The following is an 18,988-nucleotide window of genomic DNA, read 5'->3' on the forward strand; positions in this document are numbered from 1 at the left end:
AAAATACATTATTTTCGGTTAGACTGAAATTAAAAAGACAGTATGGTAAAATAAGCTCATAATGTTCCTTTCGGAGTTGATGAAATGATAAGAAAAAAAGGATTAATAATTACGCTCTCCGTTTTAATGGGGATTATTGCAGTTGCCTCAGTGTATGTTTGGTTTTTTCGAACTTCGCAAATTTCTAATCCTTTTTCCTCAGATAACCAATCCGGAGAAGATTCTAGCGGAAGGATTTCTTTTCTTTTGATTGGAGCTGATCAGCGCCCCGGTGACGAAAAGTATAATACGGATTCCTTAATCCTAGCAAGTATTGATCCGGTAAGTCATAGGATTAGTATGCTTTCCATTCCACGGGATACTAGGGTCTCGATTTCCGGACATTCCAATATTAAAATAAATTCTGTTGTTGCTCTTACAAACTTGGAAACACTTCAAAATGTTGTTTCCCATTTAACCGGGATATCAGTAGCAGGTTACATTCAAACGAACTTCAGTGGTTTTAAACAAATCATTGATACTCTTGGTGGAGTTACTGTAGATGTAGAGAAAGATATGTATTATGAAACGGGAGATAAAACCGATGGATATATTAATTTAAAAAAGGGTGAGCAGCGTTTAAACGGCTCGGAAGCACTTCAATATGCTCGTTTTCGTTATGATGCTTTAGCAGATATATCACGAACTGCGCGGCAACAGGTTGTTTTGAAAGCCGTAGCAAAAGAAATGCTGCAAGCCAGTACCCTTCCCAAGCTTCCTTGGCTTGTCCCTCAATTATCAAAAGCAGTGCATACAAATCTATCATTAAGTGATATGCTTAAATTATCTAAAGTTGCGGTTGGGTTTGATAAGACCGATATCGTTTCACAAACTTTGCCTGGGAAATTTTTAGATGTCGAAGGAGTCAGCTATTGGGATGTTGACCCCCGGGAAGCTAAAAAAGTTGCAAACAATTTACTTCAAGGAATAACAACGGCTAAAATTATTGATGATCAGGATGTTGATTTACTCAAACCTATCATAACAGCACCATCACAATCTCTGCCCAAAGTTCCGGGCAATGCCCTGGATCCAAATGGACAGCAATCAACAGGGTACGAGGATGTAGAGGTTCATTGGCCCTTAGGTGCTGATGGTGGGGCATAATTAGAAGCCACTGCAGGCTTATTCCAAAAGAATGAGGTGTTGGAGTTGCGAGATGAAGAGGCACGGGGAAAATCTCTGGAGGGAATTAGAAACGAATATTCACTGAAATGGAGTTGTCAACCTGATGAGCTTGATCTAATTGTACTCGATAAACCAGGACTATTTTTCCGAACATGGAAAGTACGAGTGTGTCTTAAGTCAGAACATCTTGACTCAGTACCCCAAGCCTACACTACATGTGAAGTCATTGAAGTAGGCAAAGAATCCGATACTTTAGGCGAAACACAAGGTGAGTTACAACAAAGCGCTAAGATCCAAGCGATTTGGAATGAAGACGGGGAAAAGTTTGAGATTAAGTTAACATTTTTTGTTCAACAGATTGTTCCTTATCCTTTAGCGGGAGCTCTTTATCTAAATGGGCAAATTCAAGAAAAGAACTTTAGGGTTAAACAAGAGGATCAAATTGAATTCATTCCATATAAGAGTTCGGGGCAGAGAACTTGGAAACTTGAAGTACGTGAGAAGGGATTAAGGGCAGTTGCCAAAGTTAAACACGAAAAGCCGGGACACTATGAATTGCCGGAATTTATAATGGCTGAGCCTCATCTGAAGTTAGAAAAAATAGCGGTTTGGAAAGATGATCCCCCAGAAGGTGAATATTGGGATGAAGGTCGATTGCAGGAGGATCTCCAAAAATTAGGGGTTGTACATGGGATTAAAGATTCTGCCTGGTCTGACGTTCAGTCTGTCGAGGATACAAAAGAGGTTGTTCTTGCCGAAGCGACTCTGCCTTTGGCTCCTGAATCTGCCCGACTTGAAGACTTCGTAGGGGAATGCGCAAAGGAATATGATCAGCTCGAAGAACGCATCGATTTTTTTGCTTCGAAAATGAAGTTTGTTGAGGAAGGAAAGGTTTTAGCACGTAAAATACCGGGAAAAGAAGGTAAACCGGGTCAAGATGTCCTTGGACATTCGATTTCTCCTGCTCCGATAAGAGATTTTCAGTTTAAATTAAGAAAAAATGCACATTTATCCGAAGATGGCTTGGAAGTAATTGCTTCCTGCGCAGGATTACCCATTCGTGTCGATGAAACAACCTATTTAGTGGAAAATATTTATATTTTGAATCAGGATGTAGATTTAAAGACAGGAAGTATTGAGTTTCCGGGAGATGTCTTTGTTTATGGAAATGTTCAAGACGGGCTTCATGTATTCTCACAGGGAAAGATAGAGATTCAAGGTTCGGTTTCGAAGGCAGAAATCCGTGCGGAAAAAGGACTTAAAATATATAAAAATGTTTTAGGCGGACAACTGGTAGTCGGATCAAAATTTGTCATTCGTTCAGAATTATTGAGGCGTCTGCGCGAACTCCAGGAATGGCTGGCGCTATGCTTAGAGCAAACAACGGAGTTAATGCGTTCCCCGAATGCGCAGCATTTAAAACCGGGTCAATGCCTGAAGCTTATTCTGGAGCGGAGATTTCCTGACCTTCCTAAACAGGCTGCCAGTCTGGAAAAATTTACTATTGGGAAGAAGGACGATCTTCTTACACAAGAGTTAATACTATCAATTACCACAGCTAAACGTTTTCTTGTGGGGTTGGGGCCTATTGATCCTCAAGCTTTTCCCCTATTACAACGGATAAGCTCGGTATTTGCCCAGATGATTGCCAATATTTCGCTTGAAGTTCCGGAAAAGTTGAATTGTTCTATCGATTATATCCAGGGAGCAAAGGTTGAATGCGGCGGATCTTTTCTCTGCTATAAAGGTGCCTATAATTCGGTGATTGCTGCAGAAGGAGATGTAAAAATTGAAGGGGTTTGCCGAGGGGGAACAGTAAAAGCCGGCGGAAATGTTCAAATTCGTGAATTGGGCGGATCCGGTGTTAGTATTACTTCTGTTCAGTTTCCGAGTTCAAAGAGGCTGAAGGTCGAATACTGTCACCCTAATGTTGTGATCATGATTGATAAAGAAATCATTCATATCGAAGAAGCCTACAGAAACCTGGAGGTCTATCAGGAGCAAGGGTATACGCAAGTGGAACATCTTCGTGCGTAGAACTTAATTCAGCATATTGAGATTATCTTATTCAGAGTTGAAAGCCTGAATGTATGAAAGGAATACTGGAATGGAAACAATGATTTCATTGGAACGAGCTTGGGAAATTATTTCAGAGAAGATACATACTCCTGAAACAGAAGAGATTCTTTTGCAGGAATCCTACCATCGTGTTTTAGCTAAGTCTGTAATTTCTCCCATAGCAATGCCTCCCTTTGATCGTTCACCGCTTGACGGATATGCTTACGCGGCTTCAAATTCTGATCCAGCTTCCCTTTCTTTGCATATGGTCAGTGAGATTCCTGCAGGGACATACCCCGATCGGGAGTTAAAACCAGGAGAATGCGCAAAAATTTTTACCGGAGCGCCAATACCTGTCGGTGCAAATTGCGTAGTACGGATGGAGGATACAGAGCCTCAAGGTAATCTTATCCAAATTCGGAGGCCTGTTTCCCCCGGTTCAAATATCGTTCATCAAGGTGAGGAAATTCAGGAAGATGAGGTTGTACTCGTCGCTGAGACCCTTCTTACCCCTTCAACGGTAGGTTTATTAGCAGCCTTGGGTGTAGAAAAGGTGACAGTATACAGGCGGCTGCGCATTGGTTTATTATCTACCGGGTCAGAATTACGGGAAGTCGGACAAGCTCTTTCCCCAGGCAAGATCTACAATAGCAATACGTATACCTTACGGGGAATGCTGATAGAGTGCGGTTGCGAAGTAGAGGCGGCTTCTTTCGTCCCTGATCGTCTGCCGGAAATGATCGAGACATTATCAGGGTTGCAGGATATGGACGCAATTATAACAACGGGCGGAGCATCAGTTGGTGAATATGACTTAATTCGTGAGGCATTATCCGGAATAGGCTGTGAACTCCTTTTTTGGAAGGTAAATTTTAAACCGGGTACTCCTGCTGCGTTAGGAATTAAGGGAAAACAGTTTTACTTTGCCCTATCTGGAAATCCTGCGGCGGCTATGATTACGTATGAATTGCTTGTGCGTCCCGCTTTGAAAAGAATGTCGGGACTAAAAGACAATGAAGCCGTTTTTCCGGTAAAGATGGCGGGGAGATTTGGCAAGTCCGGGAGGCAGAGACGTTTTTTACGTGCTCGGGCGATCTTCCGAGACGGTGAGATATGGGCGGATCCTGACTATGCTCAAGGATCAGGTATTTTACGTTCTATGATTGGATGCAACCTTCTTGTCGATGTTCCCGGAGGACATGGACCTGTTGAAAAAGGAGAAATTCTCTTAGCGCGCTGGATTCCTGCAGAGGGAGAGATCGGATGAATACAGATGTGAATCAAGGATCGAATTTATCTCGGGCACCGATAGTTTCGATTGTAGCAAGACATTCAAATTCGGGTAAAACCACGTTATTAGAGAAACTTCTGCATGAAACGAAAAAAAGAGGTTGGCGGGTTGCAGTTGTTAAGCATGACGCGCACGAGTTTGAAATGGATAAACCGGGAAAAGATACCTGGCGTTTTGCTCAGGCAGGAGCAGATGTGGTGGCAATTTCTTCTGTACATAAAATGGCTATTATCGAAACAAGGGAATTCGAGCGGACTTTAGATGAAGTTTTGGAACGACTTCCCGAGGTTGATTTAATCTTCACTGAAGGATATAAGCATGGAGATAAACCCAAAATAGAGGTCTTTCGTTCAGAGGTACATAAAGAGCTTTTTACAAAGCCAGAAGAACTCATTGCTATCGTTAGCGATGTTCAGTTTAAAGTAGGTGTTCCCTGTTTTGATCTTGATGATGTCGCAGGCATCTGTGATTTTCTTGCAGAGAAGTATCAGATTAGACGCTCCTAAAAACATATGAAAGTTCTTTTTCACCAGGCGTTTAGGGATACTTAGGTATTCTTAAACGCTTTTTCAGTTATTACGATAGCTAATTGACGGCGCTAAGGATCATCTGAGAGGGAATAAAGGAGCAACAAAAAATGACACTTGAAGACCTGAGAGCGTAGCTTCCCGCACAGAAGTGAACGATTTCGCATAGGGGCGTTATAGGAAACTTGGTTTGTGTTGAGGAACGAAACGCAAACCTTAGTTGACTTATCCTCGAAGGGGATAGGGAACACGATGCTTTCGTAGTACAGCGGAGCCAGTGGACTTGGCCAAACAAGTGCGATACTCTCCACTGGAGAATATCGGGAAACAAGTGCGTAAGCATGCTTACGGGCCTGATGTCGCGGGTGCAACCTTCGGGCGAACAGTTTAGCGACTGTTCGGGATGCACAGGAGCGACGTACATCAGGTATTACCCTAAGGTTTGGCACGAAAGTGTCCGGTGGACATTTTCGCTCGAAGCGGCTATCTCCAAAGAATGCTTATCCGCTGAAGATAGCTCCCTCAAAAGCAAGTGTACCAGCCTCGGAGCGGGAAAGTGAACGGATGTGCGAGAAGATACATTGCCCTAACCGATCTTTTTACTTGCGCTTTCTTTTTTGACTGTTAATGCTCACTTCAGAATTCGCGTTAAGAATCGAGTCGCTAAAGGCAAAAAGGGAAAGGCCGCAAATGAAGAAATAACATTGAAAAGTGTATGAGCATTCGCGACTTGACGACTGAGGCTGCCGCCTAATCCTTCGAGAAGATGGGCAAGCGGAGTTAGAAATGGCAAAAAGAGAAGTACTCCAAAAACATTAAGCAAGACATGAAACAGAGCTACACGCTGGGCACCTCGGTTTGTTACGAGAGCCGCGATTAAGGCAGTAAAACAGGTTCCAATATTCGCTCCAAATATAAAGGCAAGTGCCGTAGGGAGAGTTAGATATCCTTCATTAGCAAGCAGCATGACAAGTCCTGTTGTGGCTGCGGAGGAATGTAAAAGTGCGGAGAGAAGAATACCGGCCAGAACTCCTTGAAAATGATGATCTCCCAGTTGTTGAAGGAATTGCTTGACAACAGTAAATTCAGCTAAAGGAGCCATTCCGCTTTTTAATAAATGGAGGGCGAGAAACAACATCCCAAGCCCTAATAGAGAAAGAGCCAGGTAGCGATAGCGATTGGAAATTAAGAGAAACCCCACGGAGCCAAAAAGCATGAAATAAAGAATAAAAGAATCGGGAGAAAAAGCAAGAAGCTGGGTCGTTAGTGTTGTTCCGATATTGCTCCCCAGAATTAACCCGAGTGCATTTTCAAAGGGAATGAGCCCTGCGTCAACAAAGGAAACCGTCATGACTGTAAGAGCCGTACTGGATTGAAGAAGCGCTGTCGCAACTGCTCCGCTCCAAAATCCACGCCAGGGCGTTACCGTCATTTTTTGGAGAAGGTTTTTAAAAGCATCAGCTGCAAAACGTTCTAAACCGAATCGAAGAACGGACATTCCATAAAGCAAGCAAAAAAGCCCGAGGAATAGGGAGAGTAGGAGCGTCATGCTCTATTCCTCCTTTAGTTTACATGTCAATAAATATATGGCGGATATTTAATGAACAGAACAGGAGCAACTGCATAACTCAGTGCGTAAATTATCCCAAGGGGTGATTTTATGCGGGTCCGCCAAGGAAACGTTCGGGATTGGCCTTTTATGTATTCCTTAGGAAAAGATGTAATTCCGGCCAGCATTTCTCCATGGCGTAAGCAGCCCATGGAAGACACACTAAAATATCGGGAGAAAATTCTAAAAGGGTTTTGGACGTGGATTCAGCAGACAGATTCAAAAGTTTTTATTGCGGAAACCGAAAAAGAAGAACCCGCAGGGTATCTGGTCCTCTATCCCTCCTCACGTGAAGAGCTCACGGGAATCTTACAGGCTTGGGTTATGGACTTAGCTGTTTTGCCTAAATTTAGACATCTAAGGATTGGGCGAAGTCTAATGGAAGCGGCAGAACAATATTGCAGAGAGCAAGGCATTAACTATTTAGGCTTAGCAGTGAGCAGTCATAACCTAAATGCTCTGCATCTTTATGAGAAACTCGGTTTTGCAGAGGAACGAAAATTGATGGTGAAAGTTTTAAATCAGGAAAAGTAAGTACAGGAAGAGTTATTCAGAAGAAGCTGAATAATAAGACAGTATGACAACTCTCAAATTAAATAAACAGACGAAAATATAGGAATCGAAAAGTATAAGCGAAAAAATAAAGTCAAAGATAGGTTATGACCTGTCTTTGGCTTTTTAAATAAAGAAGACCCGGCTTTGCCTTCGCACTTGTTAGCCTTCGTGAAGGCAAAGCCGCTGGTTGCACTTATACTATCTACCGATAAATATTTATACTGATAGTATAAAAAAAAGCTTGCGACGCGTTATGTAAGACTCGCCGCAAGTGAAGTAAAAGAGAGGAGTGGGGATAAAAAATTGGAAAACGTGAGACTATTAAGATTGTGTCCGCTGGGAAGTTAAAATATACATTCCGTTAACAATGAATTGTTTCATAGGATTTATGTTCAAGATATAGGCGTGGTATAATACAATACATAATCATTAGGGAAAAATGGAGGAAGAACGTGAATCGCAATGAACTTCGCGAGCTGCTTGACCAGCTCTTCAAAGAATCTTCGAGCGGGTATAGTATCATTCGCATAGAGTCTAAACGCGAATGGGGTATGCGTTTAAGCAATGGGCGTTTCGAGCGTGTTTCAAGCGGCTGGGACAGCGGAATGGGAGTTCAGGCTTTTACGGAAGACGGCGCAGCAGGCTTTGCATCCACTGATGTATTAAATCTTGAGGCTGGCCGAACCGTTCTGCAGAGAGCGGTTTCGTTAGCTGAGCGCAATGCAAAAATTGGAGCGGAGCGCAATCGGGAGATTTTTAAGGCTTCTCCTATTGTTGAGGATAGCGATGATTCGCGGGCGTATTCGTTTGAACATTTTTCTTTGGCTGAACTCCAGACAAAGGTTCTTAACCTGCACCAACGGCTTCGGGAGCGTAACTCTGGAATTGCATGGCAAACCAGTTTCCGTCAAGTTGAAGACCTATGGTGTATAGGGCGTTCTGATGGAACACGGGTTACCTTTGTAATTCCTCGGGCGGTGCTGATGCATCAAGGAACAGTCCGTGAAAACGGGCGAGCTCAAAGTACTTTAGTTCACCGCAGCGGTGTGGATGTTGGGATTCTATTACTAGAACAAGAGGATGCTTACCTGGAAAATAAGGCGATTGAACGGTCTGAGTTTGCAAGGGCCGTTTGTAAAGCTCCTCAGCTGCCCTCAGGGCATTACCCGCTAGTTATTGATTATGGCTTAGCCAAAGGGTTAGCTCACGAAGCCTTTGGTCATGCCGTAGAATCTGATCATATGAAAGAGTCTGTACTTGGGGAAAAGGGGAAATTGAAAAAAGGGCTTAAAGTTGCTCGTTCAGGTGTACATATTGTTGACGGGCCGCTTGTTGGTGATTGGGCTTATCAGCCTTTTTCTGCGAATGGGCTTAGACGGGAAACTGTCGAGATTGTTAAGGATGGAGTGCTGTTAGCTGGCTTAGGAGATGTTTTCTCAGCAGAAGAAGCGGGAATGAATGTCTCTGGGGCGGGACGGGCTGAAAGCTATGGGCATATCCCTTTGCCGAGGATGACAAATATTCGGCTTACTGTCGATCCGGAAATTCCGCTTCCGCAAATAGGAAATCTGTGGGAAGAAGTACGCCAAGTTCGGCAAGTCCTTAAAGAAAAAGGTGAACTGCGGGAAGAGGGAAAACATCTCCTCTTATTGGGTTATCGAGGCGGGCAAGTCAATCCGAAAACAGGTGATTTTGTTTTTCAATGTGAAGGGATGATTGATCTTGCAGACCCGAGTTTGCCTGTCTATCAACCCAGTATTTTCAGTGGTAAAATTCTTTCGGCTTTGCAAGCTATACGTGCCGGTTTAGGGCAAGGGTGCTACGATGTGATTGGAACCTGCGGCAAATCAGGACAATCCGTTCCGTCGAGCGGTGGAAGCCATCGCTACCTTTTGCTGGATCAGGATGACCAGGTTAGTTTGGGAGGGGAATGAGAATGAAGCTCGTTGCGCAATTGGAAGATCTTTTATATAAAGCCCAAACTTCCCCGGTTAATCCGGAGCTTAAAGTCCATGATTGGCGAATTGTCATTCACGAGGCACAGCTTATCTCGTTGGGAATAAGAGATAATGCACCGGGAAGTGTCTATACCCCTCCCAGCTATCGCCAAGGAGAAAGCGGGGAAATATTTATTGTATGGGAAGATGGCCGCTTGAGCCAAGCTCAAGTGCAATCGCTTCCAGGAAATAATTCATTTTACGGACAAGAACAATTGAATGAATGGTACCAGGCTGCATATGAAGATCCGGATGGGCGGGAAATACCTGCTCCGGAAGCGATGCCTTTAGTTGCTGTGGAAGACCGTGCCGTGCAAAAGATCCTCGCTGGCGAAGATGAAATCCTTTTTGAACAATTGAAGCGATTGCTGGAGGGGCGTCCCAACCCTGCTAAAATGCAGGCATCAATTCAAGCGGTCTGGGGTTATCGTCACGTCCGTCATTCAAGGGGTTTAGCCGTAACCTATCAGGAATCTCAGTATGGATTTTCTTTTTCCTTGGATAGTTTAGTCGGCGGAGGATTTGCTAAAAGACGTTTGATTCGTGAAGATGAATGGGATAAAATCTGGCGGCAAACTCTGAACTATTACCAAGCGATGGGACATGAGGGAAGCCCTGTCGGACCTCAAACAACTGTTATTTTCTCTCCGGAATTGGTGGATTCTTTCTTAAGTCAATTTATTATTCCGAATTTTGTGGGACAAAGCATTTTAGAAGGTCAGAGTTCTTTTCAGACTGAACAATTTTTTAATCAGGAGAAAGTGTTTGATGAGGGGTTAACCCTTCTTATCGACCCTCTTCGCCCGTTTGAGCTGGGATCTTATCTTGTTACTTCGGAAGGAATAGCTGGGAAACGGACAAATCTCGTTCAGAATGGAGCGCTTATAACACCATTCCTGCGGGTGAAAGATGCCCGCCGCTGGGGAGGCAGCCCTACAGCAATACCTATGGGTACATCTGGGCTTTACCTTAAGCATGATCGGGAAAGTGCTTCATGGCCGGAAGCTATAGCAGGAATTGAAGATGGAGTTCTCATTCTCTCCGTTTTAGGAATGCATACTCAAAATAGTGTCTCCGGAGAATATTCATTAAGTGCTCCGCAAAGTTTGCGTATTCAGAACGGAAAGATAGTCGGCAAGACCGATGTAAAGCTTTCAGGCAACTTTTTTAAAGATTTGAAATCACCCTTAACCCAATATGTTAAATCTGAGCTGGGAACAAAGCCATACCTTGTAGTCAAAACGGGGTTACAGGCGCTATAATAACGATAACCAACTGCTAAAACAGTAAAGCGTGAGTGTATTCGAGAGGAAGAGAATGGAAGATGTTGGATTTACACACACATTTGATCGGTCATCAGGATCGGCCTGCAAATCAAAAAAACATGAAAGATTATTTAGAGGCAGCCCAGCGAGCCGGACTTAAGGAGTTCGGCTTTGCGGACCATGATATGTATTTTAAGGAATTAGATTTGCCGTTAATCCGTGAAGTTGCTAAAGCTTACCCTGAACTCAATGTACGAGTTGGCTTGGAGGTTGATTATCGCGCTGAGGATGAGGGGAAGATTAAAAATCTCCTGCAGTCTTTTGATTTTGATTATGTAATTGGTTCAGTTCACGAAATACAAAATTGGTTGTTCGATTATCCTGAAGAGGCAGAAAAACATAGGAAAATGGAACCTGATCAATTATATATTTCATATTTCTCTCTTGTTGAAAAAGCGGCGCGCAGCCATCTTTTTACGACGATCGGACATTTTGATCTGATCAAACTTTTTGGGGTAAGACCGCGCACCGATGTTCGGGAATTAGCGGAGAAAGCAATCAATGCGATTGCTGAAAACGGTTTGGTCGCCGAATTGAACACGGCCGGCCGATATAAGCCCATAGGTGAATTTTATCCCGAAGAAAAATTAATTCGCGAGATGGTGAATCATGGGATTGACTTTACGCTGGGATCAGATGCGCATGAAGCTAAATTAGTAGGAAGAGATTTAAAGGAAGGAATACGATTTCTTAAGTCCTGCGGGGTAAAGCGACTCATTAGTTTTCAGCAGAAACAAAAACTGACTTTCCCCTTAGATTAGGGGGAGGTGTAGACAGCAAGAATTAAATGAGCAGAGAGGAAGAACGAAGATGTACGGTCAAGAGATCCAGCAGCTATTAAAGGATTTAGCGTGGGTGGATGATGTAACCTATTATCATAGTTTAAAAGTTGCATTTCTTATGTCTCGTTTTGCTGAAACTCTTACAGGCAAACTGATGATCAAGCAGGCTTGGGTCACCCGAAACGAGTGGGTAGCAACAGGTTTGCTCCATGATATAGGCAAGCTTCGCTGGCCTCGAGAAGTTCTTTTTTCTACTACTCTCTTAAAGGATATGGAAATTGCGGAATTAAGCGATTCTTGGCGGTATATTGTTGAACACCCCTTAGCTTCTGAAAAAATTATTCTTGAATTCTATGAACGAACAGGGAATCGTTTCTGGGAGCGAATAGCCAAAGGTGTAGCAGCTCATCACGAAAACTATATGGGTGGGGGTTATCCCTATAAACTTAAAGGAACAGAAATCCCGCTGCTTGCCCGAGGATTGCAAATTTTTGATCGGTTTGCAGCCCTCACTGGAGTGAAGCGATACCGTATGGAGAGCTTAGAATCACCAAGTGCCATTAAGGAAATGCAGAATATGTTAGGCTGTATTTTTGATCCTTACTGGGGTGAAAGAATTCTCGATTTTTTGGCAGGAGTTGAAGTAACTCCTAATTTGGATGATTGGATAACTGAGGAAATGAAGAATTTCGATTAGTTAATCTGTAGATTTTAAGGTCAGGCAGTACTTCTTTAGGCTAAGCGCTAAAGAGTACTGTTTTTTCATTTTAGGTTTTTATTTAAGCATAGGAAATAAGCAATTTGGAACACTATGGAAGGAGTTGGGATTTTAATGTAAGGGAAAGAAGGAAAACCGCATGCCATGGATGGAGCTTCAGTTAGATCCTCAATCCGAATGGAATGATGAGGGGTTAGATGATTGGTCAGAGGCCCTTTCTGCTTTTCTCGTTGAAAAGGGAAATGGAATTACGCCTAATTTAAAGGCTTTACCTGGATATCATATTATTGCTTTAGGAGAGAACGAGGAGCGTGGTGAGTTGGTGATTAGTTCGGCGGAACGAATTGTCGTGCTGCTGGGGCTGTCCTTCGAAGATTCAGCGGAAAAGGAATTTGCAGTCTTTGTTGCCCGCTTTGCTCAGCAGATGGGAGCAATTGCTTTACGAGTACCCATTTCCTCTTCTAAAGGCAAAAGCTTTTGGGAAAGGATGGGGGCTGTGTTCCAACCTGATCCAGGTCAGCTTAAAGAAAAAATTCATCGGGAAAAGGTGGATGTTGAACCTTTATTTCGTTACAGCCTTCAAGTTACCTACAAAGGTAAGCCGGCGCTGTGTTTAGAACCTATTTTCTGTACTGCTCGTTCAAAAGGGGTAGTCAGTTTAGCCCAAAGACGTGTTGAAAAACGGTTAGGAGGGCAGCCGATTGGTTTTGCAAGCCGGGTATCCGCTTATTGCCCTTGGGAGCTAAGTCAGATTCAATGGGATGATCTTTTAAGTTTTAGCCGTTTAAAATGTTTTGAAGTTTTGGAACAACGATTTAAGGAAACGGTAAATTCCTTTAATAATTGGCAAGTAATTTGTCTGAAATTTAGATTTTATTTTGCTTCTATTGGATTTGTGCTAAAATTATAGATAATTTCTGAATTTTCAATATAATTATTCCGTGATATGATACCCCTATGAAGTGAGGAGGGGTATATATATGAATAGCAAGATGACACTCGATGAATTTGAACAGGCCATGGCAAAAATCGGGTATATTACGAAAAAAAGGGACCGAATTGCGCTTACGGCTTATCTTGCTATGCAATTAGAGAAACCGATTTTAGTGGTAGGCCCTCCGGGAGTGGGTAAAACCGAGATCGCAAAATCATTAAGCCAAGCCCTAGATGCATTTTTGATTCGTTTACAGTGCTATGAAGGATTGGATGAAAATAAAGCTCTTTATGAGTGGAATTACCAGAGACAGCTTTTAAGGATTCAAATGCAGAAGGCAAATCTTGAAGAGGACGATTTATTTTCTCAGGAATATCTGCTTCCTCGTCCTTTGCTTCAAGCTTTGATGAGTCAAAATCCATGCATTTTATTGATTGATGAAATTGACAAAACAGATGCAGAATTTGAAGCGTTTTTACTGGAACTGCTCGGGGAATTTCAGGTCACGATTCCGGAAATGGGAACTATTAAAGCAAAACAACGTCCAATGGTCATATTAACTTCAAATGGAGAGCGTGAACTTTCCGATGGGCTGAAGCGGCGTTGTGTTTTCCTGAATGTTAATCCACCTTCGGTGGAAAAAGAAGTAAAGATTCTAAGAGCCAAACTTCCAGACCTACCGAAGAAACTGGCTTATCAAGTAGCTAAGGCTGTAGGTGTACTAAGGGAGAAGCTTGTACTGCAAAAAATACCGTCTGTTTCAGAAACCTTGGACTGGGCGAAGGCTCTTCTCGTGATGGGGAAAGCAGATCTTGATCCGGCTTGGGTTGATGCAACGCTGAACCTTCTTCTCAAAAGTCAAGAGGATCTAGAGCTCTTCTACCAAGAGATGGGGGCCGAACGATTGCTTTGGGAAGCGAAAGAACTATAGGTATCGCCAATGACAGCAAAAGAAATGCAAGGACAAACTGAACTCGACCGCCATCTTCTTGAATTTGCCCGGCTGCTGCGTGAGGGTGGAATTCCAGTGAGCATAACTGAAGTGCAAGACGCCTTACAGGGTTTGCTCCAGATTGGAATGGAGGATAAAGAGCAGACAGAGGGAATTCTACAGGCTACTTTAATTAAATCTCCTCAGAATTTGCCTTGGTTTAAGGAGGCTTTCCGTGTGTTTTTTGCCCCTCCGGAGCAGTTAGAGAAGTGGAAAGCTGAAGCCCATGGAAAGGCGGAGCAGTTTCATAAAGAAATGACCAAAGGCCGTAAGGAACTGAGTTTTCAGGGTGGAGAGCTCAATTTAACTGAAGAACAGCTTCAGGTTTATCTTAGAATGCCTTCATCAGATCAGGAAAAGCTGAAGAGATTTTTAGAGCGTTCTGAGCAGGGAATTCGGAATGGAATTCCAGTTGATCATTCGTTCCAGCCAATGGTTGAACGCGTTCTAAGGGGATCGCTTGAATATTGGCGGCGAAAGCTTGGCGAGGAGTTTCCTCTTCTCCCAGCTGGAGAGAGCGGAATACTTTCAGAGGTTGAGCGGGCTTTTCGTGAGCAGGAGATTCACTACTTGACACAGGATTTAAAGGATATTGAGCCGGAAGAGTGGCCCAAGGTTATGAAACTGATACAGAAGCTTTCACAAGAGCTAGCCTCAAACATATCACGAAGATATCAAGTTAGGGGTAAAAAAGGCGGCATTGAAATGCGCCAAACTTTGCGTGAGAACCTCCGCTTTGGAGGAGTTCTCCTTAAGCGCCGGTACCGTATCAAGCGAAAGAGCCCTTTAAAATTTGTCCTGCTTTGTGATATATCAGGTTCGATGATGAAGTACGCAGAGTTTATTGTCCAATTTATTTATGGTTTATCTTCTGTTGTAAGCGGGATTCAAACCTACGCTTTTGCTGACAACGTGCTTGATCTGACAAGGAAAATCAATAAAGATCGTCCCTTAAAAGAAATGCTTAATGAAGCTTTACCGGAGGTCAGCAAGGTGTGGGGAAGGGGTACTAATCTTGCGGTTTCTTTAGAGAAATTAACAAGAGATTTTGGATGTGTTTTTTCACACAGAACGTTACTGATCATCCTAAGTGATACACAGACTCTTGAAGGGGAAAGAGCGGCTTTGTTTCTCAGAAATCTTCGCGGAAAAGTTCGAGAGATTATTTGGCTAAATACCCTTCCTGAAAAACGTTGGCAAGAAACAAAAACGGTAAATTATTTTCGGCCATACTGCCAGATGTTTGAATGCTATACATTAGCTCACTTGCAGCGAATTATGGAAAGACGATTTTAGCAACTTGGCTGTCAATAATCCATTAAATTAGGTTTAGCAGCGAGTTTTAGTGTACATACTATAAGTATTAGTTAATAGTTCATAAGCTCACAATCTAGGAGGTAATCCCCGTGCTGGAAAAATGTCGTTCTTGTGGTTTTGAACACGAAGATCTAAACAGTGTTCTTTTTAGAAGAAATCATGTAAGTAATCGTATCTTACCCTATTGCTCACATTGTATGAGAAGACTTTATCAGGTTCCATACCGCCCTGATCGGGAATTATAGAGCAGCTTAAACGAAAAATCATTCTCTTTTATTCATTTTTGGGACTTTTCAGAAATGAATAAAATTTAATTGGAATGGACAAAATCATAAATTACAACTTGCCTATTCTTCTCCCCTTTGATATATTAAACTCGAAGAAGCTTGAAGGGGGTTGTTAACAATGGCATATGTAATTTCTTCAGACTGCATTAGCTGTGGTGCTTGTGAAGCAGAATGTCCAGTAGGCGCTATCAGTGCAGGAGATGACCATTACGTCATCGACGCTGATGCTTGCACAGAATGTGGTTCCTGTGCAGGAGTTTGCCCTGTAGGTGCTCCAGCTCAAGGCTAATAGATACTTAGCATTAAAAGGGGGAGACGAAAAGCTCTCCCTTTTAATATTGCCTTCATTAAATTCAACTATTGCCTTTTTTGACAAAATAAACCTGAACTTATCTTAAAAAGTAATAATTCTTGACATAAGCCTTAAAGAGATTTATAATCAAGTTAAAATAATTATAAATTTAATTTTAAATAGAAAAGGTTAACGGTAGGGGTTAGAGGTACGGTTTAAATATAGGGAAGGCAAGGAGATGAGAACGATGTATGCAATAGAGATTCTAAAACAACTGAAAGAAAAAGGAGTGCGGTTTACGCCCCAGAGACAAGCTATCCTTGAATACCTTTTAGGAACGGATACTCACCCGACGGCTGAAGACATTTATAATCATGTAAAAGCGAAATTCCCGGGAGTAAGCCTTGGAACAATTTACAATACGCTCAACATGCTTAAAGAACATGGTCATATTCTCGAATTATCTTATGGTGATATGTCAAGTCGATTCGATGGTAATCCCGTAAATCACTATCATGTGGTATGTACGGAGTGTGGCAAGGTTGTTGATTATCACCGCCCTCTTATATCGATGGAAGACGAGGTTTCTGAAAAAACCGGTTTCAGAGTGATGGGCCATCGGATGGAGTTTTATGGTGTTTGCCCGGAGTGTCAAAAAGCAATGGCTATTCATTAATCCCTAAACCGTATAATTGCAAGTTAAGTCGTTAGTTAAAGCTAACGGCTTTTTTTATCTTGATTTGCAAGGAATTTCTTTAATGTTGGCGAAGTAATGGTAATCCAAAAGAAAGGGCATAGCGTAATTATGTTTAAACGTCGCATCATTTTTCTTATAATTGCTTTTACTTTCATGCTGGGGTTCCTAATTTGGAAATGGAATGAAGCTTCTGGTCTATCGCTTGAAACGGAGGCGGGCCTTGTAAGCGCCCAACGCTGGACTCAAGATTTACGGGGAACCTGGAATAGTTATCCTTCTCTAAGACAAGCTATGGCTGCTGAAACAGAGGGGGCTAATCATCAAAATAAATTTTACGCGCTGACTGCTGGGGGAACCATTGATTTGCCTTCAACTCAAAGATTTCATGTAGCAGTTAAACGTTTTCAAATATCCTCAGATTGGAGTGCCCGAAGTGTTCTTCTGCAAATAAGAGGAGTTAATGGTGAAGGCTCAATCTATCTCAATGGAATAGACAGTGCCCATAGAATCGGACAGTTCGCAAATGACGGGGGGGCGGAAGAATTCCTTCTTCCAGCAAATTTATTTCATTATGGAGAAGATAATTTGCTTTTTATTGAGACCTCAGCTCCTCCGCTGCAACGAAATACACTTTGGGGTTTAAGTTGGCCCTCTGAGGGCCAAATAAAAGGTTCTTTGCAATTAGTGGCCACCATGGAAACCAGTTTAACAACACCCCAGGTCAATGTTCAGTGGGATCAAGACAATGCTACTGTAACTGTAAAAACGCGAATCAACCATCATCAAGTATCAGAATACGGTCCGTGGGATATTCAAGGGGTTATTTCTGACGGTTCATCAGGAATAGCGACAGCTTCGGCGCAGGTTCAGGTTGATGAATCGCCGGTTCAAGATGTCAATTTGACTTTTTCAATTCCGCATGCTCGCCGCTGGACAATATCTGATCCTTTTTCCTATCAACTTTATTTAACCATTATGAACCCAAAAGGGGATAAGGATGATATATCGGTAAACCTTAATTTGTCTTCTATAACTTTTCAACAGGAAAAGTTTGTGCTGAATGGGCAAGCTTTCGCGGTCAAAGGAATAACCCTTTCTCCTGAACAAGAAGCGCAGATACGACATACAGGGAAAACGAAAGATTGGTTAATTGAGCAAAAAGGAAAGGGATATAATCTGATCTATTTTATTGGTCCATTTCCGGATGAAGTGTGGTTAGAGTCTGCCGATAAAATAGGAATGGGGATTTGGGCAGAACTGCCTGCTAAAATGATACCGGGAAACCGTCTTCCCAATCCGTCAATTTGGGGAACCCTGATCCAGGAAGAAAGCATCCATCCTTCTCTATGGGCGTGGAGCTTGGGTACGGGTCTAGAGGTTGATCCGCGGGTAAATAATGCAAGTTTCTTGGAGAATGTTCAAAATCTGACTCAGCCTTTACCTGTATTTATGGCGCATGTGACTGGGGCGAAGGGTCAAACATCAGTAAGAAATATTCAGTTGACGGAAAAGGGTTTTTCAGGAACTTGGGGAGATATTGCCAATGTTTCGCAAAATCAAATAAATATTTCGGCAATTGGCTCGCAAGAAAAACTGATCATAGGATTTTGGGCAGTCTGGGTGCTTATTGTTGTATTTGCTAATATTGGAATTATTAATTGGCGCTATAAAGAGATCAATGAGCGTAAACCAAAACGGCCGCTTCGCAGAGCTTGGCATTGGCAAGGCCTAGCGCTTTTAAGCCGCGAGACAACCTTGGCGGGAATAGTAACTTCTCTCCTTTTTCATACTCAAGTTCCGTGGGCTGTTTGGTTTCCGGGGCAATGGCCCCTATGGGACAGTTTAAAACAACAACCGCCATTGCTTATTTGGCTGCTGCTTTCACTTTTTTTGATTCTCATTCGTTTATTGCAAATGGGAGTCGCTGCGCCGCATATGCCTGAAGTACCTGAACCCTTGGGGCTTGCTATGTGGTTAGAACGCCGCTATCGCTGGATTTGGATTCCAGCGCTTTTGTGGGCGGCAGAACCGTGGGGTGTTCCCGGCTATCTTCCATTGGCTGTGTATGCTGGATTAACTCTCTTATTTTTTCCTTTAAGGCTGAGAGATGTTCACAGGATACAAGGACGCTATCGACCGCTTGCGTTTGTTCCGGGATTATTCTTTTTGACATTAGTGGTTTGGGCAGCTTGGCGATGGACAGATGCATATTATCTATGGTATCTGATTATGGCCTTAAGGGGGTAAAAAGCCAAGGTCGTGTAGCTTGTTTCCCGATAGTCTCCAGTGGAGAGTATCGCACTTGCATGGCCAAGCCAAGTGGCTATGCTAAAGCTAAAGCGCGAAACCCCTTCCAAACAAGTGCGATAGCCTTTATGACTATCGGGGCTTTCGTTACAAAAGCGTCGTAACGCCTTATCCTCGAAGGGGAAAAGCTACGC

At 42.9% G+C, this 18,988-nt stretch carries 16 protein-coding genes; 15 read left to right on the plus strand and 1 reads right to left on the minus strand.

From position 1 onward, the window contains the following. Nucleotides 1-84 precede the first annotated feature (84 nt). The 4 genes from ACHOLT_RS07700 to mobB all read left to right on the plus strand — a co-directional run bounded on the left by ACHOLT_RS07700 (nucleotide 85) and on the right by mobB (nucleotide 5,022). Nucleotides 85-1,146 (plus strand): LCP family protein, encoded by a 1,062-nt coding sequence (locus ACHOLT_RS07700; protein ID WP_425807003.1) that lies wholly within the window; start codon nucleotides 85-87, stop codon nucleotides 1,144-1,146. Between the two features lie 45 nt (nucleotides 1,147-1,191). After that, nucleotides 1,192-3,204 carry a DUF342 domain-containing protein gene (locus tag ACHOLT_RS07705; RefSeq protein WP_425807004.1) on the plus strand — a complete coding sequence of 671 codons (2,013 nt, stop codon included), beginning with the start codon at nucleotides 1,192-1,194 and terminating at the stop codon, nucleotides 3,202-3,204. 70 nt (nucleotides 3,205-3,274) lie between these two features. Then, nucleotides 3,275-4,492, plus strand: coding sequence for a gephyrin-like molybdotransferase Glp (gene glp / locus ACHOLT_RS07710; protein WP_425807005.1), 1,218 nt, complete (start codon nucleotides 3,275-3,277; stop codon nucleotides 4,490-4,492). Then, nucleotides 4,489-5,022 (plus strand): molybdopterin-guanine dinucleotide biosynthesis protein B, encoded by a 534-nt coding sequence (mobB, locus tag ACHOLT_RS07715; RefSeq protein ID WP_425807007.1) that lies wholly within the window; start codon nucleotides 4,489-4,491, stop codon nucleotides 5,020-5,022. The genes glp and mobB overlap by 4 nt, the downstream gene beginning before the upstream one ends. A 652-nt stretch (nucleotides 5,023-5,674) precedes the next feature. Here mobB and ACHOLT_RS07720 read toward each other — a convergent pair. Next, entirely contained in the window at nucleotides 5,675-6,592 is a 918-nt protein-coding gene (locus ACHOLT_RS07720) for a Na/Pi cotransporter family protein (protein WP_425807008.1), read from the minus strand. A 111-nt stretch (nucleotides 6,593-6,703) separates the two neighbouring features. Here ACHOLT_RS07720 and ACHOLT_RS07725 point away from each other — a divergent pair, with 111 nt between their 5' ends. The 11 genes from ACHOLT_RS07725 (at nucleotide 6,704) to ACHOLT_RS07775 (ending at nucleotide 18,794) form a co-directional block, all read left to right on the plus strand. Further along, complete coding sequence (locus ACHOLT_RS07725) at nucleotides 6,704-7,186, plus strand: GNAT family N-acetyltransferase (RefSeq protein WP_425807010.1); 483 nt, start codon at nucleotides 6,704-6,706, stop codon at nucleotides 7,184-7,186. 497 nt (nucleotides 7,187-7,683) lie between these two features. Then, nucleotides 7,684-9,141, plus strand: a complete 1,458-nt coding sequence (locus ACHOLT_RS07730; RefSeq protein WP_425807932.1) for a TldD/PmbA family protein — start codon at nucleotides 7,684-7,686, stop codon at nucleotides 9,139-9,141. A gap of 2 nt (nucleotides 9,142-9,143) precedes the next feature. After that, nucleotides 9,144-10,466, plus strand: a complete 1,323-nt coding sequence (locus ACHOLT_RS07735; RefSeq protein ID WP_425807012.1) for a metallopeptidase TldD-related protein — start codon at nucleotides 9,144-9,146, stop codon at nucleotides 10,464-10,466. Nucleotides 10,467-10,528: 62 nt separating this feature from the next. After that, nucleotides 10,529-11,290: a histidinol-phosphatase HisJ family protein gene (locus ACHOLT_RS07740; RefSeq protein WP_425807013.1), complete on the plus strand. Its 762-nt coding sequence runs from the start codon at nucleotides 10,529-10,531 to the stop codon at nucleotides 11,288-11,290. Nucleotides 11,291-11,339: 49 nt separating this feature from the next. Then, nucleotides 11,340-12,008 carry an HD-GYP domain-containing protein gene (locus ACHOLT_RS07745; protein ID WP_425807015.1) on the plus strand — a complete coding sequence of 223 codons (669 nt, stop codon included), beginning with the start codon at nucleotides 11,340-11,342 and terminating at the stop codon, nucleotides 12,006-12,008. A 160-nt stretch (nucleotides 12,009-12,168) separates the two neighbouring features. After that, on the plus strand, nucleotides 12,169-12,939 hold the full coding sequence (locus tag ACHOLT_RS07750) for a hypothetical protein (protein ID WP_425807017.1): 771 nt from the start codon (nucleotides 12,169-12,171) through the stop codon (nucleotides 12,937-12,939). 70 nt (nucleotides 12,940-13,009) lie between these two features. After that, on the plus strand, nucleotides 13,010-13,894 hold the full coding sequence (locus tag ACHOLT_RS07755) for an AAA family ATPase (protein ID WP_425807018.1): 885 nt from the start codon (nucleotides 13,010-13,012) through the stop codon (nucleotides 13,892-13,894). Between the two features lie 9 nt (nucleotides 13,895-13,903). Beyond that, nucleotides 13,904-15,250 (plus strand): vWA domain-containing protein, encoded by a 1,347-nt coding sequence (locus tag ACHOLT_RS07760; protein ID WP_425807019.1) that lies wholly within the window; start codon nucleotides 13,904-13,906, stop codon nucleotides 15,248-15,250. A 426-nt stretch (nucleotides 15,251-15,676) separates the two neighbouring features. After that, a complete protein-coding gene (locus tag ACHOLT_RS07765; RefSeq protein ID WP_425807020.1) occupies nucleotides 15,677-15,847 on the plus strand; it encodes a 4Fe-4S binding protein in 171 nt (56 codons plus the stop codon). A gap of 250 nt (nucleotides 15,848-16,097) precedes the next feature. Then, nucleotides 16,098-16,526, plus strand: coding sequence for a Fur family transcriptional regulator (locus ACHOLT_RS07770; protein WP_425807021.1), 429 nt, complete (start codon nucleotides 16,098-16,100; stop codon nucleotides 16,524-16,526). 174 nt (nucleotides 16,527-16,700) lie between these two features. Beyond that, the gene (locus ACHOLT_RS07775; RefSeq protein WP_425807022.1) at nucleotides 16,701-18,794 is read left to right on the plus strand and encodes a beta-galactosidase; all 2,094 of its coding nucleotides are present in this window, start codon (nucleotides 16,701-16,703) and stop codon (nucleotides 18,792-18,794) included. Nucleotides 18,795-18,988: the final 194 nt, after the last annotated feature.

Source organism: Desulfitobacterium nosdiversum (assembly GCF_049860565.1).
GTDB classification, from domain to species: Bacteria; Bacillota; Desulfitobacteriia; order Desulfitobacteriales; family Desulfitobacteriaceae; genus Desulfitobacterium_A; species Desulfitobacterium_A nosdiversum.

Coding starts and splice junctions, on each gene's coding strand:
- ACHOLT_RS07700 (WP_425807003.1), top strand. CDS start 85: ATGATAAGAAAAAAAGGATTAATAATTACGCTCTCCGTTTTAATGGGG.
- glp (WP_425807005.1), top strand. CDS start 3,275: ATGGAAACAATGATTTCATTGGAACGAGCTTGGGAAATTATTTCAGAG.
- mobB (WP_425807007.1), top strand. CDS start 4,489: ATGAATACAGATGTGAATCAAGGATCGAATTTATCTCGGGCACCGATA.
- ACHOLT_RS07720 (WP_425807008.1), bottom strand. CDS start 6,592: ATGACGCTCCTACTCTCCCTATTCCTCGGGCTTTTTTGCTTGCTTTAT.
- ACHOLT_RS07725 (WP_425807010.1), top strand. CDS start 6,704: ATGCGGGTCCGCCAAGGAAACGTTCGGGATTGGCCTTTTATGTATTCC.
- ACHOLT_RS07735 (WP_425807012.1), top strand. CDS start 9,144: ATGAAGCTCGTTGCGCAATTGGAAGATCTTTTATATAAAGCCCAAACT.
- ACHOLT_RS07740 (WP_425807013.1), top strand. CDS start 10,529: ATGTTGGATTTACACACACATTTGATCGGTCATCAGGATCGGCCTGCA.
- ACHOLT_RS07745 (WP_425807015.1), top strand. CDS start 11,340: ATGTACGGTCAAGAGATCCAGCAGCTATTAAAGGATTTAGCGTGGGTG.
- ACHOLT_RS07750 (WP_425807017.1), top strand. CDS start 12,169: ATGCCATGGATGGAGCTTCAGTTAGATCCTCAATCCGAATGGAATGAT.
- ACHOLT_RS07755 (WP_425807018.1), top strand. CDS start 13,010: ATGAATAGCAAGATGACACTCGATGAATTTGAACAGGCCATGGCAAAA.
- ACHOLT_RS07760 (WP_425807019.1), top strand. CDS start 13,904: ATGACAGCAAAAGAAATGCAAGGACAAACTGAACTCGACCGCCATCTT.
- ACHOLT_RS07765 (WP_425807020.1), top strand. CDS start 15,677: ATGGCATATGTAATTTCTTCAGACTGCATTAGCTGTGGTGCTTGTGAA.
- ACHOLT_RS07770 (WP_425807021.1), top strand. CDS start 16,098: ATGTATGCAATAGAGATTCTAAAACAACTGAAAGAAAAAGGAGTGCGG.
- ACHOLT_RS07775 (WP_425807022.1), top strand. CDS start 16,701: ATGCTGGGGTTCCTAATTTGGAAATGGAATGAAGCTTCTGGTCTATCG.